Below are 18,041 nucleotides of genomic sequence, written 5' to 3'. Positions count from 1 at the left end.
GTTCCGGCTCACCGGGCGGTGAGCCGGGCCTCCGCCGCACGCCACGCCGCCGTGTCACCCCGCGGTTCGTACCGCTCCAACCGCTGCGTACGGGCGAGGAGTTGCCGCATCGCCGTACGGTCGCCGACCAGGCCGTCCGCCCGCGCCTGGACAAGGACGTTGCCCAGAGCCGCGGCCTCCGCCGGGCCTGCCACGACCGGGAGGCCGCAGGCGTCAGCCGTCAGCTGGCACAGGAGGGCATTCCGGGTGCCGCCGCCGACGATGTGGACGACATCGACCGGGTGGTCGGCGAGGGCCTGGGCTTCGGTGATCGCCCGGCGGTGGGCGAGGGCGAGCGAGTCGAGGATGCAGCGCGTGATCTCGGCGGGGGACTCGGGCACCGGCTGGCCCGAGTCCCGGCAGGCGTCGGCGATCCGTGCGGGCATCCGGCCGGGGGCGAGAAACGCGGCGTCCCCGGCGTCCACGACGGACCTGAGCGGCGGGACGTCGGCCGCCGCGCGCAGCAACTCCGTCAACTCCGGGTCCCCCCAGGCCCGTAGACACTCCTGGAGCAGCCACAGCCCCATGATGTTCCGGAGATAACGGACCGTGCCGTCGAGCCCCAGCTCATTGGTGAAGTTGGCCGCCCGGCTCGCCTCGGTCAGTACGGGCGCGTCCAGCTCCAGGCCCGCGAGCGACCAGGTGCCGGTGCAGATGTACGCGAAGCGCTCGCCGCCCGTGGCCGGGACGGCCGCGACTGCGGACGCCGTGTCGTGCGAACCGACCGTGGTCACCGGGACCGGACCGGTCAGCCCGGTCTCCTCCAGGACCTCGGGGCGCAGCAGGCCCGCCGGATCTCCGGGCCGCCGCAGCGGTGCGAAGAGCCCGAGGTCGATGTCCAGGCGTGAGGCGACATCCTGTGCCCAGTCGCGGGTGCGCGGGTCGATCAGCTGGGTCGTCGAGGCGTTGGTGAGCTCCGTGCCCGCCTCGCCCGTGAGCCAGTACGTCAGCAGGTCCGGGATGAGCAACAGCCGCTCGGCGTGCGCCAGTTGAGCCGACTCACGAGCCGCCGCCAACTGGTACAGCGTGTTGAACGGTGCGTACTGAAGGCCCGTCCGCGCATACAGCTCGTCCGCCGGAACCGTCGCCCACACCTTCTCCGCGACACCTTGGGTGCGGGTGTCGCGATAGTGCACCGGGTTGCCGAGCAGCGCGCCGTCCGCGTCCAGCAGCCCGTAGTCCACGGCCCAGCTGTCGATGCCGACCGAGTCGACCCGCCCGGCCACCTGCCCCGCCGTACGCAGCCCGTCGAGGACACCGGCGTACAGCGAGAGGATGTCCCACCGCAGCCCCTCGGGAGTGCGCACCGGCCGGTTCGGGAAGCGGTGCGCCTCGGTGAGGCCGAGGGAGTCCGGCCCGACGCGGCCGACCATGACGCGCCCGCTGGACGCGCCGAGGTCGACCGCCGCGTACGACTTCACCGGAGCCGTCATTGGAGCTGTCATCGGAGCCGTCACCGCAGGAAGGCGGCGGCGACGCCGGCGTCGACAGGAATGTGCAGGCCCGTGGTGTGGGTCAGGTCCCCACCGGTCAGGGCGAATACGGCGCCCGCCACATGCTCCGGCAGAACCTCGCGCTTGAGGATGGTCCGCTGGGCGTAGAACTCGCCGAGCTTCTCCTCCTCGATCCCGTACGTGGCGGCGCGCTGTGCGCCCCAACCGCCCGCGAAGATGCCCGAGCCGCGCACCACACCGTCCGGGTTGACGCCGTTGACGCGGATCCCGTGCTCGCCCAACTCGGCGGCCAGCAACCGGACTTGATGCGCCTGGTCGGCCTTGGTCGCGGAGTACGCGATGTTGTTGGGGCCCGCGAACACGGCGTTCTTGGAGGCGATGTAGACGATGTCGCCGCCCAAGCCCTGCTGGGTCATCACCCGGGCCGCCTCGCGCGAGACGAGGAACGAACCGCGGGCCATGATGTCGTGCTGGAGATCCCAGTCCTTCGCCGTCGTCTCCAGCAGAGGCTTGGAGATGGAGATGCCGGCGTTGTTGACCACGAGGTCGACTCCGCCGAAGGCGAGCACCGCCGCCTTGAAGGCCTGGGCGATCTGCTCCTCGGAAGTCACGTCGACCGTGACGGAGACGGCCTTGTCGGGGCCGCCCAGCTCCTCGGCGACCTGCGCGGCCCCCTCGGCGTTCAGGTCCGTGACCACGACACACGCGCCCTCGGCCGCGAGCCGCTGCGCGATCGCCCTGCCGATCCCGCTGCCCGCACCCGTCACCAGCGCGACCCGCGTCGCGAGCGGCTTGGGCTTCGGCATCCGCTGGAGCTTGGCCTCCTCAAGGGCCCAGTACTCGATACGGAACTTCTCCGACTCCTCGATCGGCGCGTACGTGGAGACCGCCTCGGCCCCGCGCATCACGTTGATCGCGTTGACGTAGAACTCGCCGGCCACCCGCGCGGTCTGCTTGTCCTTGCCGAAGCTGAACATGCCGACACCGGGCACGAGCACGATCGCCGGGTCGGCGCCGCGCATCGCGGGGGAGTCGGGCTGGGCGTGGCGCTCGTAGTACGCGGCGTATTCCTCGCGGTACTCGGCGTGCAGCTCCTTGAGACGGGTGATCGACTCGTCGACGGAAGCGGTCGGCGGCAGGTCGAGGACGAGCGGCCTGACCTTCGTACGGAGGAAGTGGTCGGGGCAGGAGGTGCCGAGGGCCGCGAGGCGCGGGTGCTCCGCACTCGCGAGGAAGTCCAGGATCACCTCGGAGTCGGTGAAGTGCCCGACCTGCGGACGGTCCTGCGAGGCGATGCCACGGATGACCGGCGCCAGCGCAGCCGCCCGCTCCTTCCGCTCGACGGAGCCGAGAGCCGCGTAACCCTCGATCACCGGCCCGAACGGCTCGTCCTTCCCGTGCTCGGCCAGGAACGCCTCGGCGGTACGGATGATGTGCAGCGAGTTGCGCTCACACTCCTCGGAGGTCGCGCCCCACGCCGTGATCCCGTGCCCACCGAGGACGCACCCGATGGCCTGAGGATTGGCCTCCTTCACGGCCGCGATGTCCAGCCCGAGCTGGAAGCCGGGCCGCCGCCACGGCACCCACACCACCGTGTCCCCGAAGCACTCGGCGGTCAGCTTCTCCCCGTCGGCGGCACACGCGAGCGCGATACCGGAGTCGGGGTGGAGGTGGTCGACGTGCGCCGCGTCCACCAGCCCGTGCATGGCGGTGTCGATGGAGGGAGCCGCACCGCCCTTCCCGTGCAGGCAGTAGTCGAACGCGGCCACCATCTCGTCCTCGCGCTCGACGCCGGGGTACACCTCGGTGAGCGCCCGCAGCCGGTCGAGTCGGAGAGCGGCCAGCCCCGACTCCTTCAGGGTGCCGAGATCGCCACCGGATCCCTTGACCCACATGAGCTCGACGTCGCCGCCGGTCACGGGGTCGGTGTCGGTGCCCTTGGCGGAGGTGTTGCCGCCGGCGTAGTTGGTGTTACGGGGGTCGGCGCCGAGCCGGTGGGAACGGGAGAGGAGGGCGTCGGCTTCGGGGTGGGGTGCCATGGGTTTGATCAGTCCTTACGTGATGTTGTTGGCGGAGGGTGAGTGGAGCGCCCCTTCGGGGGCGCGGGGCTGTATCAATGTGCGGCTCCGCCGCGATGGGGGTCCCCCGCTCGAGCGAATTCGAGAGTGGGGGAGCGACCAGCCAGACTCAGCCCGCAGACTGCAACCGGCTTTGCTCGGCAGACGCAACGCAGCGGTCACGCCCCCCAGCCGGCCTGCTCCCCACCCACCCGCTCCTCAGCAATCTTCGAAGCCCACCCAGATCGGCGGTACGCCCCCATGGGGTCGGCGTCCAACCCCATCTCCTCGCGCACCTCGCGCAGCAACGGCCGCACGTCAGTGTTATACGCATCCATAAGCACGGCGTTCGCCTCAAGAACGTCCCCGCCCCGCTGGGCGGCACCCAACGCCTCCCGGTCCACCAGCAGCGCCTTAGCCGTGGCTTCCTGCACGTTCATCACCGACCGAATGATCGCCGGAATCTTCGCCTCGATGTTGTGGCACTGATCGAGCATGAAGGCGACGTCGGGCGTGAACCCCCCGCCTCGAATCACCTCGTACATGATCCGGAACAGCTGGAACGGATCAGCCGCCCCCACCATCAGGTCGTCGTCGGCATAGAAGCGCGAGTTGAAGTCGAACCCCCCGAGCTTCCCCTCACGCAGCAGCGTCGCGACGATGAACTCGATGTTGGTGCCGGGCGCATGGTGCCCGGTGTCGACCACGACCTGCGCCTTCGACCCGAGCTTGAGGCAGTGCGCGTACGCCGTACCCCAGTCCGGGACATCCGTCGTATAGAAGGCGGGCTCGAAGAACTTGTACTCCAGAAGCATCCGCTGGTCGTCACCGAGCCGCTCGTACACGGCGGCCAGCGCCTCCGCCAGCCGGTCCTGACGCTCGCGGATGTCGTCCTGGCCGGGATAGTTCGTGCCGTCCGCGAACCACAGCTTCAGGTCCTTGGAGCCCGTCGCGTCCATGATGTCGACGCACTCGAGCAGATGATCAAGGGCCTTGCGCCGCACCGCCGGGTCGGCGTGACAGACGCTGCCGAGCTTGTAGTCGTCGTCCTGGAAGGTGTTGGAGTTGATGGTGCCGAGCTTTACGCCGCGGTCCTGCGCGTACTTGGCCAGCTCTGCGTATCCATTGGAGCCGTCGACCTTGTCCCAGGGGATGTGCAGCGCCACGGTCGGCGCGACGCCCGTATAAGCGTGCACCTGCGCCGCGTCGTCCAGCTTCTCGAAGGGATTGCGCGGCACTCCGGCCTGCGCGAACACCTTGAAGCGGGTCCCCGAATTCCCGTACGCCCATGACGGCGTCTCTACGGCCTGGGTCTTGAGAGCGGCCTTCACCGCGGCGAGCTCGGTCACTTCGGGACTCCTGTGACTTCGGGTCTGGAAGACGTCTTCTGAAGGGCATCGGTCTGAAACGATTCAGAACGCGAAGCTATGAGTCGTCCGCAGGACTGTCAAGCCCTCCTGCAGAGACTTCGTTCCGTGACTCGGTTGTGACCTCTGGCTATCGAAATTTTCGCCCGGCACCCATTGACGTGACCTGCGTGACCTGTCTAACGTCCCGGCAATCCAGTTGAAACCTTTCACGACGTCGTGAGGCCCCCGCCCCGCGTCGCTGAGGAGCCCCTCATGACCCACCCGTCCGACACGGGTCCGGCCCCCGTGCTGGCGCTCAAGGACATCTCGAAGTCCTTCGGTGCCGTACGCGCCCTGCGGGACGTGTCCCTGGAGTTGTTCCCCGGCGAGGTGCACGCACTCGCCGGAGAGAACGGCGCGGGCAAGTCGACCCTCATCAAGGCGCTCGCCGGGGTGCACCGACCGGACGCCGGCCAGGTGCTGCTGGACGGCGAGCCCACCGTCTTCCACGGTCCGGCCGACGCCCGGGACGCGGGCATCGCCGTGATCTACCAGGAGCCCACGCTCTTCCCCGATCTGTCGATCGCCGAGAACATCTTCATGGGCCGCCAGCCCCGCCGCGCCCTCGGCCGTATCGACCACAAGGCCACGCACACCGCGACGCTGGCCCTGATGCAGCGCCTCGGTGTCGAACTCGACCCCGACCGCCCGGCACGCGGACTGTCCATCGCCGACCAGCAGATCGTCGAGATCGCCAAGGCGCTCTCCTTCGACGCCCGCGTCCTGATCATGGACGAGCCGACCGCCGCCCTCACCGGCAGCGAGGTGGCCCGTCTCTTCGGAGTCGTCCGCACGCTGCGCGAGCAGGGCGCCGCGGTGCTGTTCATCTCGCACCGCCTGGAGGAGATCTTCCAGATCTGCCGGCGGGTCACGACCCTGCGCGACGGCGCCCTGATCTCCAGCGAGCTGCTGGACGGCATGACCGAGGACGATCTCGTACGCCGTATGGTCGGCCGCGATCTCGAGGAGCTGTACCCCAAGCAGGAGGTACGGGCGGGCGAAGTGGCGCTCAGCGTCCGCCGGTTGACCCGCGAGGGCGTCTTCACCGACATCTCCTTCGACGTCCGCCGCGGCGAGATCGTCGGACTCGCCGGGCTCGTCGGAGCCGGTCGTACGGAGGTGGCGCGAGCCGTCTTCGGCGTCGACCGCTGGGACGCCGGCGAGGTCGAGATCGACGGCAAGGCGCTGACCAACGGCGCGCCGTCCACCGCCATGGCCGCCGGCCTTGCCCTCGTCCCCGAGGACCGGCGGGCCCAGGGCCTCGTGATGGACATGTCGATCGAGCGCAACATCGGCCTGACCGGGCTGCGTACGACCGTGAAGGCGGGCCTCATGGACCGCGGCGCCGAGCGCAGCCGGTCCCTCGACTGGGCCGTCAAGCTCCAGGTCAAGTACGCCCGCATCGCCGACACGGTGAACACGCTGTCCGGCGGCAACCAGCAGAAGGTCGTCCTCGCCAAGTGGCTCGCCACCGGCCCGAAGGTACTGATCGTCGATGAGCCGACGCGCGGCATCGACGTCGGTACGAAGGCCGAAGTGCACCGGCTACTCAGCGAGTTGGCCGCCGACGGGGTCGCCGTCCTGATGATCTCTTCCGACCTGCCCGAGATCCTCGGCATGGCCGACCGCGTGCTCGTGATGCACGAGGGCCGGATCACCGCCGAGATCCCCCGCACCGAAGCCACCGAGGAAACCGTGATGGCCGCAGCCACGGGGAGGGCCGCCGCATGACGGTGACCGCACCCCCCGCGCCCCCCGCCGAAGTGGAGAAGTCGAGCGGTACGCGACTTGTCGACCGGGTCTTCAAGATGCGCGAACTCGCCATCCTGGTCGTCTTCCTGGTGATGATCGCCGTCACCCAGGCGGGCAACAGCGAGTTCCTGTCCGAGCAGGGCGTCAAGGACCTGCTGCTGAACGCGACCATCCTGATGCTGGTCGCCACCGGCCAGTCCCTGGTCGTGATCACCCGGAACGTCGACCTGTCGGTCGGCTCGACCCTCGGCATCAGCGCCTTCGCCGCCGGTACGTATCTCCAGGACGGCGGCAACTCCGTCGTGGCCATCTTCCTGGCCGTCCTGCTCGGTGTCGGCATCGGGCTGCTGAACGGACTGCTCGTCAGCCTCGGCCAGGTGCCCGCCCTCGTCGTCACCCTCGGCACGCTGTACATCATCCGCGGCATCGACTCGATCTGGGTCGGCTCACGGCAGATCACGGCGGCCGATCTCCCCGACGGCTTCGCGGACTTCGGCTCCGGCGGCATCTGGGCGGTGCCCTATCTCGCCCTGATCGCACTGGCCGTACTGATCGCCACCGCCTACTACCTCAAGCACTTCGGCAGCGGACGCGAGCTGTACGCGCTCGGCTCCAACCCCGAGGCCGCCCGGCTCGCCGGCATCCAGGTACGCAAGCGGATCCTGGTCGCGTACACCTTCTGCGGAGCCCTCACGGGTCTCGCCGGCGCCCTGTACCTGGCCCGGTTCGGCAACGTCGACTCCGGCACCGGCAACGGCTACGAACTCACCGTCGTCAGCGCGGTGGTGGTCGGTGGCGTCGTCTTCACCGGCGGCTCCGGCAGTGTCTACGGGGCTGCTCTTGGCGCCCTGCTCCTTACCTCCATCAACAGCGTGCTGCCCGCCCTCGGCGTCAGCTCGGTCTGGGTGCTCGCCATCAACGGCATCCTGCTCATCCTCGCCATCGCGGTCGACCGCATCGTCGCCCTGCGCGTGGCGTCCGCCCTGAAGAAGAGGAACGCCCGCCATGGCTGACTCGCTGCTCGGGCGCGCCGTCCGCTGGGACACGGTCGTCGGCGCCCTCCTCATCGTCGTACTGCTGCTGTCCTTCACCACCGTCGACGGCTTCGGCAACGCCCTCAACCTGTCGTTCCTGATCGGCAACACCCTGCCGATCGCGCTGATCGCCCTGCCGATGACACTGCTCGTGGTGGCCGGCGAGATCGACCTCTCGGTCGCCTCCACAGCCGGCCTGTCCGGGGCCGTGATGGGTGCGCTCTGGAACCAGGGCATGACCATCGAGACGATCATCCCGATCTGCCTGCTGCTCGGCGTGGTCTGCGGGCTGATCAACGGCCTGCTGGTGACCCGGCTCGGGCTGCCCTCCCTCGCCGTCACCATCGGCACCCTCGCCGCCTACCGGGGCATCGCACAGATCGTGCTCGGCTCGGACGCGGTGACCGACTTCCCCGCCCAGTACCTGGACTTCGCGTCCGGACGCATCGGGGACACCTTCATCCCGTACGCCTTCTTCCCCTTCCTCGTGCTGCTCGCGATCGCCGTGGTCGCGCTGCACGCCACCCCGTTCGGACGCTCGCTCTTCGCGATCGGCGCGAACGAGGAGGCCGCACGGTTCGCCGGCCTCCGGGTGAGGCGGCAGAAGCTGATCCTGTTCACCCTGACCGGTCTGATGGCCTCGCTCACCGGCATCTTCTGGGCGCTGCACTACGCCAGCGCCCGTTTCGACAACGCCACGGGCCTCGAACTCTCCGTCGTGGCCGCCGTGTTGCTCGGCGGTATCGACTTCGACGGAGGCAAGGGCACGCTCGGCGGCGCGATCGCGGGAGTCTTCCTGCTCGGCGCGCTGCAGAACGTGATGAGCATCCAGGACGTCTCCGCCCAGTCGCAGATCGTCGTCACCGGCGTACTGCTCGTCGTCTCCGTGCTCGGCCCCCGGGTCGCACGGCAGATCTCCATAGCGAGGGCGGGCCGAAGAGCCGCCTCGGCGCCTGTTTCCAAGGCCCCCACCCCGACCTCGTAAACCCTTCTCGCTCACCCTCGTAAAAGGACCACCGACATGCGCAAGTCATCTCTCCGCCGCAGCGCCGTCGCGCTCGCCGCCGTCACCTCGCTCTCCCTCGCCGCCACCGCCTGCGGCGGCGGCACCACCAAGGAGGACGTCAGCAAGGAGGGCGGCGGCGCCGCCACTGCCGGCAAGGCCGACCCGAACGCCGAACTGAAGAAGGGCCTGACCGTCGGCTTCCTGCCCAAGCAGGTCAACAACCCGTACTTCACCACCGCCGACAAGGGCGGCGAGGCGGCCCTCAAGGAGCTGGGCTCCAAGTACAAGGAGGTCGGCCCGTCCAGCGCCACCGACACCGCCGGCCAGGTGAGTTACGTGAACACGCTCACCCAGCAGCAGGTCGACGCGATGGCCGTGTCCGCGCAGGACCCGGGTGCCCTGTGCACCGCGCTCAAGCAGGCCATGAGCAACGACATCAAGGTCGTCACCTACGACTCCGACACCAAGCCCGACTGCCGCAACGCCTTCGTGTCGCAGGCCAGCGCCGAGGACCTGGGCCGTACCGAGGTGCAGCTGCTCGCCGAACAGATCGGCTACAAGGGCGAGATCGCGGTGCTGTCCGCCGCGCAGACGGCGACGAACCAGAACGTCTGGATCGACTTCATGGAGGACGAGCTCAAGGATCCCAAGTACAAGGACATGAAGCTCGTCAAGGTCGCCTACGGTGACGACGACGCCCAGAAGTCCTTCCAGCAGACCCAGGGCCTGCTCCAGGAGTACCCGAACCTGAAGGGGATCATCTCCCCGACCACCGTCGGCATCAAGGCGGCCGCCCAGTACCTGTCCGGCTCCAAGTACAAGGGCAAGGTCAAGCTGACCGGCCTCGGCACCCCGAACGACATGCGCAAGTACGTCAAGAACGGCACCGTCGAGGCGTTCGAGCTGTGGAACCCGGCGGAGCTCGGCGAGCTGGCCGCGCGTACGTCCGTGGCGCTGGCCTCGGGGCAGATCACCGGCAAGGAGGGCGAGAAGTTCACCGCCGGTGACATGGGCGAGTACACCATCGGCAAGGACGGCGTGATCAACCTCGGCAAGCCGACCGTGTTCGACGCCAAGAACATCGACGACTTCAACTTCTAGGCCCCGGAGGGTCCTTGATGCAGCGCGTGTGCTTTCTGCTGAAGGTCCGCGAGGACCGGATCGCCGAGTACCGCGAGCGGCACGCCGCCGTGTGGCCGGAGATGCTCGAAGCGCTCTCGGCCACCGGCTGGCACAACTACTCGCTCTTCCTGCGCGAGGACGGCCTGCTCGTCGGCTATCTGGAGACCGAGGACTTCGAGGCGGCCCAGGCCGGCATGGAAGCCGCCGAGGTCAACGCCCGCTGGCAGGCGGAGATGGCGCCGTTCTTCGAGTCACTGGACGGCGCCCGCCCCGACGAGGCCATGAAACCGCTCACCGAGGTGTTCCACCTCGCGTGACAGACCCGCTCGACACAACCCAACTGGCTCAAGTGCCCGATCTCGCCCGACAAAGGAGTCCCCCGAGATGAGAAGACGTACGCTGCTGGCCGGCACCATCCTCAGTGCCGTGGCCGGCCCGGTCATCGGCGCCGGTGCCGCACGGGCCGCCGACCCCGGCCCCTCGGTCACCCGCATCGGCAGCAGCCGCCTCGACGCACAGGCCATCTTCTTCGTGTCGTACGACGGCCTGGTCAACAACAACTCGTTCCAGAAGAACGGCCTGTTCACGTACAAGGGCTACCAGTACGCCGCCTGGTACACCGCCGACCGCAACGCCGTCGTCGGTCGCCGCGCGCTCGGCGCGAGCACCTGGTCCACCGTCAAGGTCGGCCACACCCTGCGCTACAACGACTCCCACAACGTGATCTCCATGGGCGTCTCGAAGACCGACGGCCGGCTGCACCTCAACATGGACTCGCACAGCGACGGCTTCACCTACGTCAAGTCGGTGGCCGGGCTCCTCGACAACCCCGCCGGGCTGAGCTGGACCACGAGCCGCTTCGGCGCACCGCAGTCCACCCTCGACGGGCTGGCGCTCACCTCGCAGTTCACGTACCCGCAGTTCATCTCCACCCCCGAGGGCAGGCTCCAGCTCAGCTACCGCGTGGCGGTCTCAGGCAACGGTCGCAACGCGCTCGCCGAGTACGACGGCACCAGGTGGACCAACCTCGGCGAGTGGACCAGCTCCACCGGCACGTACACCAGCGAGCACGGCTCGAGCACGGCCCGCAACATGTACCTGCACGGCATCGACTACGACCGCAACGGGCGCCTGCACGCCATGTTCACCTGGCGCGAGCAGAGCAACTCCGTCATGTGCAACAGCGGCGGCATCACCAACCACGACACCGGCTACGTCTACTCGGACGACCGCGGCCGCACCTGGCGCAACAACGCGGGCGCCGTCGTCGGCACCACCGGAAGCTCCGACCGGGTCTCCGTCACCGACGCGGGTCTCGTCGTGGACCCGCTCAACCCGGACCACTCGCTGATGAACCAGGAGAGCCAGTTCACCGACTCGGCCGGCCGGCCGCACGCCATCATCAGCTACGTACCGGGCCGCTTCGGCCAGTGCACGACGAACTACGTGGCCAACCGCACGGCCAACGGCCGCGCCTTCCTCGTCCGCAAGAGCTCCTCCGGCCCCTGGCAGAAGACCGAGATCCCGGTACCGCTGAACTCCAGCCAGCGCACCAAGCTGGTCATGGACAAGTACAACAACGCGTATGCGATCTTCCCGTTCGGCCGGATCGCCGGTGCTTCGGCGGCCTCCGGACACACCGACTGGCGGATCCTGTTCGACGGCGCCGGGCTGAACGCCTTCGGCGAGGTAGTGATCGACGAGATGCGGATCGCGCAGGACGGGGTCCTGTCGGTCATGTACCAGGAGAAGTCCAGCGGTACGACACCCTCGGCGCTCCATGTCGTCGACTTCCGGCTGCCCGCGTGAGCGCAGCTCGTGGCGGTGGGCACGCCGGTAATGTGAGGGCCTGCCCGCCGCCCCTTGTCACCCTGGAGGTTCCTGCCTGATGGCTCATTCGGTGGGTATCAAGGACGTCGCCCGCGTCGCCGGTGTCTCGGTGGGCACCGTCTCGAACGTGATCAACCGGCCGGACACGGTCGCCTCCGAGACGCGGGCCCGCGTGCTGTCCGCCATAGACCGGCTCGGCTATGTCCGCAGCGAGTCGGCGCGGCAGCTGCGCGCCGGGCGCAGCCGGATCATGGGCCTGCTCGTCCTGGACATGGGCAACCCCTTCTTCGTGGACGTGGCCCGCGGCGCCGAGCGCGCCGCCCGCGACGCCGGTCTCGGCGTGATGGTCTGCAACAGCGCGCAGAGCCCGGGCGAGGAGGCCGAGTACCTGTCGCTGTTCGCCGAACAGCGGGTACGGGGCGTGCTGTTGACTCCCGCCGACGCGACCGGGCGGAACATCGAGACGTTCCGCCGGCACGGCATCCCGTTCGTGCTCGTCGACCGGGTCGCCGAGGTCGCCACCGAGTGCTCGGTCTCGGTCGACGACGTGGCGGGCGGCGCGCTGGCCGTGCGGCATCTGATCGACGCCGGACACCGCTCCATCGCGTACGTGAGCGGGCCGCCCGGACTGAACCAGGTCAGGGACCGGCGCACGGGCGCGCTGAACGCGCTGGCCGAGGCCGGCCTCGGCGCGGACTGCCTGCGCGAACTGCCCACCGAGCGGCTCGACGTGGCCGCGGGCCGCGACGCCGGCGCCCGGCTCCTCGGCCTCGCCGAGCGCCCGACCGCCGTCTTCTGCGCCAACGACCTGCTCGCGCTCGGCGTCCTCCAGGCCATGTTCGCGGCCGGCGTCTCCGTCCCCGACGACCTCGCGATCGTCGGCTACGACGACATCGAGTTCGCCGCCGCGGCCGCGGTCCCCCTCACCTCCGTTCGGCAGCCCGCCGTGACCATGGGCGCGCTCGCCGCGGAACTCCTCCTGGAGGAGACCGAGTCCGAGACGGCCCCGGTCCCGCACGAGCACCGAAGCGTCGTACTCCAGCCGGAACTCGTCGTACGCCGCTCCAGCCTGGCCCCGCGCTGATGACCATGTGCTGAACTGGCACCGAAAGGCCAGTTCGTACATCCTCGGGAGCCGCAGTGAGCGTCCGTTACCGTCAGCCCGGCGTCGTCCTCACCGACCGCCGCTTCACGGTGCCCCTCGACCACGACGACCCGGACGGGGAGACGATCGAGCTGTACGCCCGTGAAGTCGTCGCCAGCGACAAAGCCAAGGGTGACCTGCCCTGGCTGGTCTACCTTCAGGGCGGCCCCGGCTTCGGCGCCAACCGCTTCATCGGCAAGCAGGCCTGGCTCGGCCGCGCCCTCAAGGAGTACCGGGTGCTGCTGCTCGACCAGCGCGGCACCGGCAACTCGACGCCCGCCAACCGCCAGACGCTCCCGCTGCGCGGCGGCCCACGTGAACAGGCCGACTATCTCGCGCACTTCCGCGCCGGCTCCATCGTCCGCGACTGCGAGGCCATCCGCCCCGCGGTCACCGGCGGCGCCCCGTGGACGGTTCTCGGCCAGAGCTTCGGCGGCTTCTGCACGGTGGCCTATCTGTCGTACGCGCCCGAAGGCCTGCGCGCCGCCCTGATCACCGGCGGCCTGCCCTCCCTGGACGCGCACGCGGACGACGTCTACCGGGCCGCGTACCCGCGCATCGAGCGCAAGGTCGCCGCGCACTACGCCCGTTACCCGCAGGACATCGAGCGGGCCCGGCGGATCGCCGAGCACCTGCTGGCGCACGAGGTCGTCCTGCCGAACGGCTACCGGCTCACCGTCGAGGCCTTCCAGTCCCTCGGCATCGTCCTCGGCAAGAGCGACGGCAGCCACCGCCTCCACTACCTCCTGGAGGACGCCTTCGTCCGCACCCCGCAGGGCCCCGCCCTCTCCGACGCCTTCCAGGAGGAGGTACAGGGGCTGCTGTCGTTCGCGGGCCACCCGCTGTACGCGCTGGTCCACGAGGCCTGCTACGGCCAGGGCGCGGAGCCGACCGGCTGGGCCGCGGAGCGCGTGCGAGCCGAGTTCCCGCAGTTCGACGCGGCCAAGACCCTCGTGGGCGACGGGCCGCTGCTGTTCACGGGCGAGTCCGTGCACCCGTGGACGTTCGACTGCGATCCGGCCCTGCGCCCGCTGCAAGAGACGGCGGATCTCCTCGCCGAACGCACCGACTGGGCCCCGCTGTACGATCCCGCGCGCCTCGCCGCCAACGAGGTCCCCGTGGCCGCGGCCGTCTACCACGACGACATGTACGTCGACACCGAGCACTCGCTGGAGACGGCGGGCACCATCCGAGGTCTGCGTGCCTGGGTGACGAACGAGTTCGAGCACGACGGCGTACGAGCCGGCGGCCCGCGCGTACTGGACCGGCTGATCGCCCTGTCGCAGGACGAGGTCTGAACGACTGTCGCGGGCCCGGTTGTTGCTCGGGCGCATACGACCGGGCCCCAGTAATCTGCGAACCATGACGGAGCCGACGGACGACCAGCTCAAGCCCATGCCCGACGACTGGCAGCGCGCTCTCGCCGTGGTGGCCCACCCGGACGATCTCGAGTACGGCTGCTCGGCCGCGATCGCCGCGTGGACGGATGCGGGCCGGGAGGTCGCGTATGTGCTGGCGACCCGTGGTGAGGCGGGCATCGACACCCTGGACCCCGCCGAGTGCGGGCCGCTACGGGAGCGGGAGGAGCGGGCCAGCGCGGCCGTCGTCGGGGTGAGCGAGGTGGAGTTTCTGGACCACCGGGACGGGGTCGTCGAGTACGGGATCGCGCTGCGGCGGGACATCGCGGCGGCGATCCGCAAGTACCGGCCCGAACTGGTCATCACGCTCAACCACCGCGACACCTGGGGCGGGGTCGGCTGGAACACCCCGGACCATGTCGCCGTGGGCCGGGCCACGCTCGACGCCGCCGCCGACGCGGGGAACCGGTGGATCTTTCCCGAACTGACCGACCAGGGCCTCGAACCCTGGAACGGGGTCCGCTGGGTCGCGGTCGCCGGTTCGGCGAGCCCCACACATGCGGTGGACGCGACGCCGGGGCTGGAGCGGGCGGTACGGTCTCTTCTCGAACACCGCACGTACATCGAGGTGTTGACGGACGAGGACCCTGAGACGTACGTACGTGGCTTCCTGATCGGCTACGCGCAGGAGTTGGGCGAACGCTTCGGCGGGAAGCCGGCCGTGGCCTTCGAGCTGTTCGGCCGGTAGCTGTCCGGCCGGTAGGTCTCAGGCGGCCACGGTCAGCGGGCCGAGGGCGCGGAGCGGGTTGACGACGCTGCCGTCGGGGAGGAGTTCGCCGGTGTCGTCGAAGACGATGGTTCCGTTGCACAGCCGGTACCAGCCCTGCTCGGGGTGGGCGGACACGATCACGGCGGCGTGGTGGTCGGGGCTCTCGGCGGTGGGGCACGGGGTCTGGTGGGTGCACATGACGCTCTCCTCGGGTTCGTGGGGCTCGTAATTTTTGGTTCGTATCTCTGTAGTAGCGGAGCTTGTTTTCTTCTGTATGTGGAGACCCCCACAAGGCCGGAAACTCATCGGTGAGTTTTCGTTCGGTGAAGGGGAGTTGGATGTCCGAGCGGGGGAGCCGGACGGGTCGGAGCGGGCCCGACGTAGGCTTGATGGCATGCACGACCATCCCCTCGACCTGCACGATCTCCGCGCGGACTGCACCCGCTGCTTCGGCCTGTGCTGTGTCGCGCTGCCCTTCTCGGCCTCGGCGGACTTCCCGGTCGACAAGGAGGCGGGGAAGCCCTGTTCCCACCTGCGCACCGACTCCCGCTGCGGCATCCACACCGAACTGCGGCAGCGCGGCTTCACTGGCTGCACGGTCTACGACTGCTTCGGCGCCGGGCAGCGGGTCTCGCAGACCACCTTCGGCGGGGAGGACTGGCGGACGGGGACGCGGGAGCAGGCCCGGCGGATGTTCGACGTCTTTCCGGTCGTACGGCAACTCCATGAGCTGCTCTGGTACCTGACGGAGGCGCTGACCCTGCCCGCCGCCCGTCCCGTCCACGCCGACCTCCGCCGACTGCTCGGGGAGACCGAGCGGCTGGCCCGTCAAACCCCGGAGGAACTGGGCGAGTTGGACGTGGCCGCGCACCGGCAGAAGGTCAACGTGCTCCTGCTGCGGACGAGTGAGCTGGTGCGGGCGGGTACCCGTGGCCGCAAGAAGGACCGCCGGGGCGCCGACCTCATGGGCGCCCGCCTCAAGGGAGCCGATCTCAAGGGCGCCAACCTGCGCGGCGCCTACCTCATCGCCGCCGACCTGACCGGCGCCGACCTGCGGGGCGCGGACCTCATCGGCGCGGATCTCCGCGACGCCGACCTGACGGACGCGGACCTGACCGGCGCCTTCTTCCTGACCCAGCCGCAGCTCAACTCGGCCCGGGGCAGCGCGAGTACGAGGCTGCCGGGGACGGTCACCCGCCCCGAGCACTGGACCGCGTAGCTCTGAGGACCGGCCGTCGCCTGCAGTACCTCTGAAAAGAGCCTGACGTGGTTGGCGTGAGCCTCGATCTTCGGTAGGTTAGGCAAGGCTTACCTAAGGGAGGTTTGGGATGGGTGACCGTCATACCTGGACCGCCGTGCCGGCAACGGCACAGCGGGCCCGCTCCGTGCTCGCCACGGCATGGTCCTGCGCGGTGACCGCCGAGTGCGGCCGCGAGGAGTTCATCGGCGTCCACACCGTCGCCGAGGACGGCCGCGTGCTGCTGCGCCTGCCGGACGACAGCCTGCTCACCACGGCCGCGATCTGCGCGCCGCGCGGCGAGCCGTCCGCCGTCCTCGAGTTCGCCGACGTGGCGCCCGTCCCGGTACGCAACCGCATCCGCGCCCGGCTCTGGATGGCCGGCTGGTTCGCGCCCGACGAGGGCCACCTGACGTTCACCCCGACCCGCATCGTGATGCGCGACTCCGGCGGGGCGGTCGTGGTCGACCGCGACGAGTACGCCCGCGCCGAGCCCGACCCGCTGGCCACCGCCGAGGCCCGGCTGCTGACCCACCTCGCAGACGCCCACCCGGACGCCGTCGAGCGGCTCACCCGCCTGGTCGAGCCCGACAGCCTGCACGGCGCGGTACGCGTCCAGCCGCTCGCCGTCGACCGGCACGCGCTGACCCTGCGCATCGAGCGCTCGCGCGGCCACGGCGACGTACGACTGCCCTTCCACCGTCCCGCAGACGACCTCGGCCAGCTGACGGAACGTATGCACATCCTCCTGTCCCAGGCGAGTGCCGGAACCTGCCCCCGCACGCTACAGAGGCAGCGCACAGACGGCGACGGGTGAGGCGAACGGCTCGCCCGCGAGCCGGAGTTCGCCCGACTTCTCGTCGACGTGGAAGACGCTGACCGTGCTCGACTTCTGGTTCGAGGCGAACAGCAGGTTCCCGTCCGGCGAGAAGGCGATGTGACGCGGGAAGTCCCCGCGCACCGGCACGATGTCCAGCAGACGCAGCCGGGCCCCGTCGGCCTCGACGGCGTACCGGGTCAGGCTGTTGTGGCCCCGGTTGGCGAGATAGGCGTACGAGCCCTTGGGCGTGACCAGCAGTTGCGACGGGTAACTCGTGCCCCCGCCCGTGCCCGTGGACTGCGGATCGCCCGGCGTCAGCCGTCCCGTCGCCGGGTCGTAGGCGCACACGGTGACCGTGTTGTCGAGTTCGTTCGCCAGATAGGCGAAGCGGCCCCCGGGGTGGAAGGTGAGATGCCGCGGACCCGCGCCCGGGCGCGTGCGTGCCTGCGAGACCGGGCGGAGGGTGCCCGCGGATTCGTCCAGGCGGTACGTGTAGACCGTGTCCGTGCCCAGATCGACCGCGAGCACATGGCCGCCGTCCGGGCTGGTGATGAACTGGTGCGCGTGCGGCCCGTCCTGGCCGGGGCCGGGCGGCGGGCTGGAGTGCGTGACCAGATCCGTCCGCTCGCCGAGCGCGCCCGAGGCCTCGATGGGGTGCACCGCCACGCTGCCGGACCCGTAGTTGGCGCTCAGCAGCCAGCGCCCGCCCGGGTGTACGGACAGGTGAGCCGGGGCCGCGCCACCCGTGGAACGGGTGCCAAGTACCTTGTTTTGACCGCGAGTTGAGAGCTGGACGGCCGTCACGCCGCCGTCCTCGCGCTCATTGACGGCGTAGAGCGTACGGCCGTCCGGGTGCGCCGCGAGATAGGACGGGTCGCCGACGCCGGTGAGGGTTCCCTCGCCGGTGATACGGCCCGTCGTGGTGTCGTACGTCGCGAGTCCGATGCCGGTGCCGCCGCCCTCGACCGAGGTGTACGTGCCGAGGAACAGGGGGCGGGGGCCGGTGGGGC

The 18,041-nt window shown here is 69.8% G+C and carries 16 protein-coding genes; 11 read left to right on the top strand and 5 right to left on the bottom strand.

Going from position 1 to position 18,041, the window contains the following annotated elements; all coding sequences use genetic code 11:
• Positions 1 to 8 precede the first annotated feature (8 nt).
• The 3 genes from G6048_RS23150 to rhaI all read right to left on the bottom strand — a co-directional run bounded on the left by G6048_RS23150 (position 9) and on the right by rhaI (position 4,899).
• Entirely contained in the window at positions 9 to 1,472 is a 1,464-nt protein-coding gene (locus tag G6048_RS23150; RefSeq protein WP_206342024.1) for a rhamnulokinase, read from the bottom strand.
• Positions 1,473 to 1,492: 20 nt separating this feature from the next.
• Complete coding sequence (locus tag G6048_RS23145; protein ID WP_165341511.1) at positions 1,493 to 3,532, bottom strand: bifunctional aldolase/short-chain dehydrogenase; 2,040 nt, start codon at positions 3,530 to 3,532, stop codon at positions 1,493 to 1,495.
• Positions 3,533 to 3,729: 197 nt separating this feature from the next.
• On the bottom strand, positions 3,730 to 4,899 hold the full coding sequence (gene rhaI / locus G6048_RS23140) for an L-rhamnose isomerase (RefSeq protein WP_165341510.1): 1,170 nt from the start codon (positions 4,897 to 4,899) through the stop codon (positions 3,730 to 3,732).
• Between the two features lie 273 nt (positions 4,900 to 5,172).
• Between rhaI and G6048_RS23135 the strand changes: the two genes are divergently transcribed.
• From G6048_RS23135 to G6048_RS23095, 9 genes are all read left to right on the top strand, one after another.
• Positions 5,173 to 6,690 (top strand): sugar ABC transporter ATP-binding protein, encoded by a 1,518-nt coding sequence (locus tag G6048_RS23135; protein WP_165341509.1) that lies wholly within the window; start codon positions 5,173 to 5,175, stop codon positions 6,688 to 6,690.
• Positions 6,687 to 7,724 carry an ABC transporter permease gene (locus G6048_RS23130; RefSeq protein ID WP_165341508.1) on the top strand — a complete coding sequence of 346 codons (1,038 nt, stop codon included), beginning with the start codon at positions 6,687 to 6,689 and terminating at the stop codon, positions 7,722 to 7,724. The genes G6048_RS23135 and G6048_RS23130 overlap by 4 nt, the downstream gene beginning before the upstream one ends.
• Positions 7,717 to 8,730 carry an ABC transporter permease gene (locus tag G6048_RS23125; protein ID WP_165341507.1) on the top strand — a complete coding sequence of 338 codons (1,014 nt, stop codon included), beginning with the start codon at positions 7,717 to 7,719 and terminating at the stop codon, positions 8,728 to 8,730. Before G6048_RS23130 ends, G6048_RS23125 begins: the two co-directional genes overlap by 8 nt.
• Before the next feature lie 36 nt (positions 8,731 to 8,766).
• A complete protein-coding gene (gene rhaS, locus G6048_RS23120) occupies positions 8,767 to 9,852 on the top strand; it encodes a rhamnose ABC transporter substrate-binding protein (protein ID WP_165341506.1) in 1,086 nt (361 codons plus the stop codon).
• 17 nt (positions 9,853 to 9,869) lie between these two features.
• Positions 9,870 to 10,190 carry an L-rhamnose mutarotase gene (locus G6048_RS23115; RefSeq protein ID WP_165341505.1) on the top strand — a complete coding sequence of 107 codons (321 nt, stop codon included), beginning with the start codon at positions 9,870 to 9,872 and terminating at the stop codon, positions 10,188 to 10,190.
• Positions 10,191 to 10,257: 67 nt separating this feature from the next.
• Positions 10,258 to 11,682: a BNR repeat-containing protein gene (locus G6048_RS23110; protein ID WP_165341504.1), complete on the top strand. Its 1,425-nt coding sequence runs from the start codon at positions 10,258 to 10,260 to the stop codon at positions 11,680 to 11,682.
• 79 nt (positions 11,683 to 11,761) lie between these two features.
• Positions 11,762 to 12,787, top strand: coding sequence for a LacI family DNA-binding transcriptional regulator (locus G6048_RS23105; protein ID WP_165341503.1), 1,026 nt, complete (start codon positions 11,762 to 11,764; stop codon positions 12,785 to 12,787).
• Positions 12,788 to 12,843: 56 nt separating this feature from the next.
• On the top strand, positions 12,844 to 14,145 hold the full coding sequence (locus G6048_RS23100; protein WP_165341502.1) for an alpha/beta fold hydrolase: 1,302 nt from the start codon (positions 12,844 to 12,846) through the stop codon (positions 14,143 to 14,145).
• Between the two features lie 64 nt (positions 14,146 to 14,209).
• Positions 14,210 to 14,953, top strand: coding sequence for a PIG-L deacetylase family protein (locus tag G6048_RS23095; protein ID WP_165341501.1), 744 nt, complete (start codon positions 14,210 to 14,212; stop codon positions 14,951 to 14,953).
• Positions 14,954 to 14,971: 18 nt separating this feature from the next.
• Here G6048_RS23095 and G6048_RS23090 read toward each other — a convergent pair whose 3' ends face one another.
• Positions 14,972 to 15,172: a DUF5999 family protein gene (locus G6048_RS23090; RefSeq protein WP_165341500.1), complete on the bottom strand. Its 201-nt coding sequence runs from the start codon at positions 15,170 to 15,172 to the stop codon at positions 14,972 to 14,974.
• A gap of 196 nt (positions 15,173 to 15,368) precedes the next feature.
• Between G6048_RS23090 and G6048_RS23085 the strand changes: the two genes are divergently transcribed.
• Complete coding sequence (locus G6048_RS23085) at positions 15,369 to 16,193, top strand: pentapeptide repeat-containing protein (RefSeq protein WP_165341499.1); 825 nt, start codon at positions 15,369 to 15,371, stop codon at positions 16,191 to 16,193.
• A gap of 109 nt (positions 16,194 to 16,302) precedes the next feature.
• The gene (locus G6048_RS23080; RefSeq protein ID WP_165341498.1) at positions 16,303 to 17,028 is read left to right on the top strand and encodes a DUF2470 domain-containing protein; all 726 of its coding nucleotides are present in this window, start codon (positions 16,303 to 16,305) and stop codon (positions 17,026 to 17,028) included.
• Here the strand turns inward: G6048_RS23080 and G6048_RS23075 are convergent.
• A partial coding sequence (locus tag G6048_RS23075; RefSeq protein ID WP_165341497.1) for a lactonase family protein occupies positions 16,996 to 18,041 on the bottom strand: 1,046 nt, incomplete at its 5' end. The two genes, G6048_RS23080 and G6048_RS23075, sit on opposite strands and share 33 nt — an antisense overlap.

Source organism: Streptomyces ureilyticus (genome assembly GCF_011045025.1).
GTDB lineage: Bacteria > Actinomycetota > Actinomycetes > Streptomycetales > Streptomycetaceae > Streptomyces > Streptomyces ureilyticus.
The sequence above is the reverse complement of the archived record's forward strand: the minus strand, read 5'-3'. Positions and strand labels throughout refer to the sequence as shown.

What these genes read in the sequence shown, in the direction of transcription:
- G6048_RS23150 (WP_206342024.1), bottom strand. Translation starts at nt 1,472, where the DNA reads ATGACGGCTCCGGTGAAGTCGTACGCGGCGGTCGACCTCGGCGCGTCC.
- G6048_RS23145 (WP_165341511.1), bottom strand. Translation starts at nt 3,532, where the DNA reads ATGGCACCCCACCCCGAAGCCGACGCCCTCCTCTCCCGTTCCCACCGG.
- G6048_RS23135 (WP_165341509.1), top strand. Translation starts at nt 5,173, where the DNA reads ATGACCCACCCGTCCGACACGGGTCCGGCCCCCGTGCTGGCGCTCAAG.
- G6048_RS23130 (WP_165341508.1), top strand. Translation starts at nt 6,687, where the DNA reads ATGACGGTGACCGCACCCCCCGCGCCCCCCGCCGAAGTGGAGAAGTCG.
- G6048_RS23125 (WP_165341507.1), top strand. Translation starts at nt 7,717, where the DNA reads ATGGCTGACTCGCTGCTCGGGCGCGCCGTCCGCTGGGACACGGTCGTC.
- rhaS (WP_165341506.1), top strand. Translation starts at nt 8,767, where the DNA reads ATGCGCAAGTCATCTCTCCGCCGCAGCGCCGTCGCGCTCGCCGCCGTC.
- G6048_RS23115 (WP_165341505.1), top strand. Translation starts at nt 9,870, where the DNA reads ATGCAGCGCGTGTGCTTTCTGCTGAAGGTCCGCGAGGACCGGATCGCC.
- G6048_RS23110 (WP_165341504.1), top strand. Translation starts at nt 10,258, where the DNA reads ATGAGAAGACGTACGCTGCTGGCCGGCACCATCCTCAGTGCCGTGGCC.
- G6048_RS23105 (WP_165341503.1), top strand. Translation starts at nt 11,762, where the DNA reads ATGGCTCATTCGGTGGGTATCAAGGACGTCGCCCGCGTCGCCGGTGTC.
- G6048_RS23095 (WP_165341501.1), top strand. Translation starts at nt 14,210, where the DNA reads ATGACGGAGCCGACGGACGACCAGCTCAAGCCCATGCCCGACGACTGG.
- G6048_RS23090 (WP_165341500.1), bottom strand. Translation starts at nt 15,172, where the DNA reads ATGTGCACCCACCAGACCCCGTGCCCCACCGCCGAGAGCCCCGACCAC.
- G6048_RS23085 (WP_165341499.1), top strand. Translation starts at nt 15,369, where the DNA reads ATGCACGACCATCCCCTCGACCTGCACGATCTCCGCGCGGACTGCACC.
- G6048_RS23080 (WP_165341498.1), top strand. Translation starts at nt 16,303, where the DNA reads ATGGGTGACCGTCATACCTGGACCGCCGTGCCGGCAACGGCACAGCGG.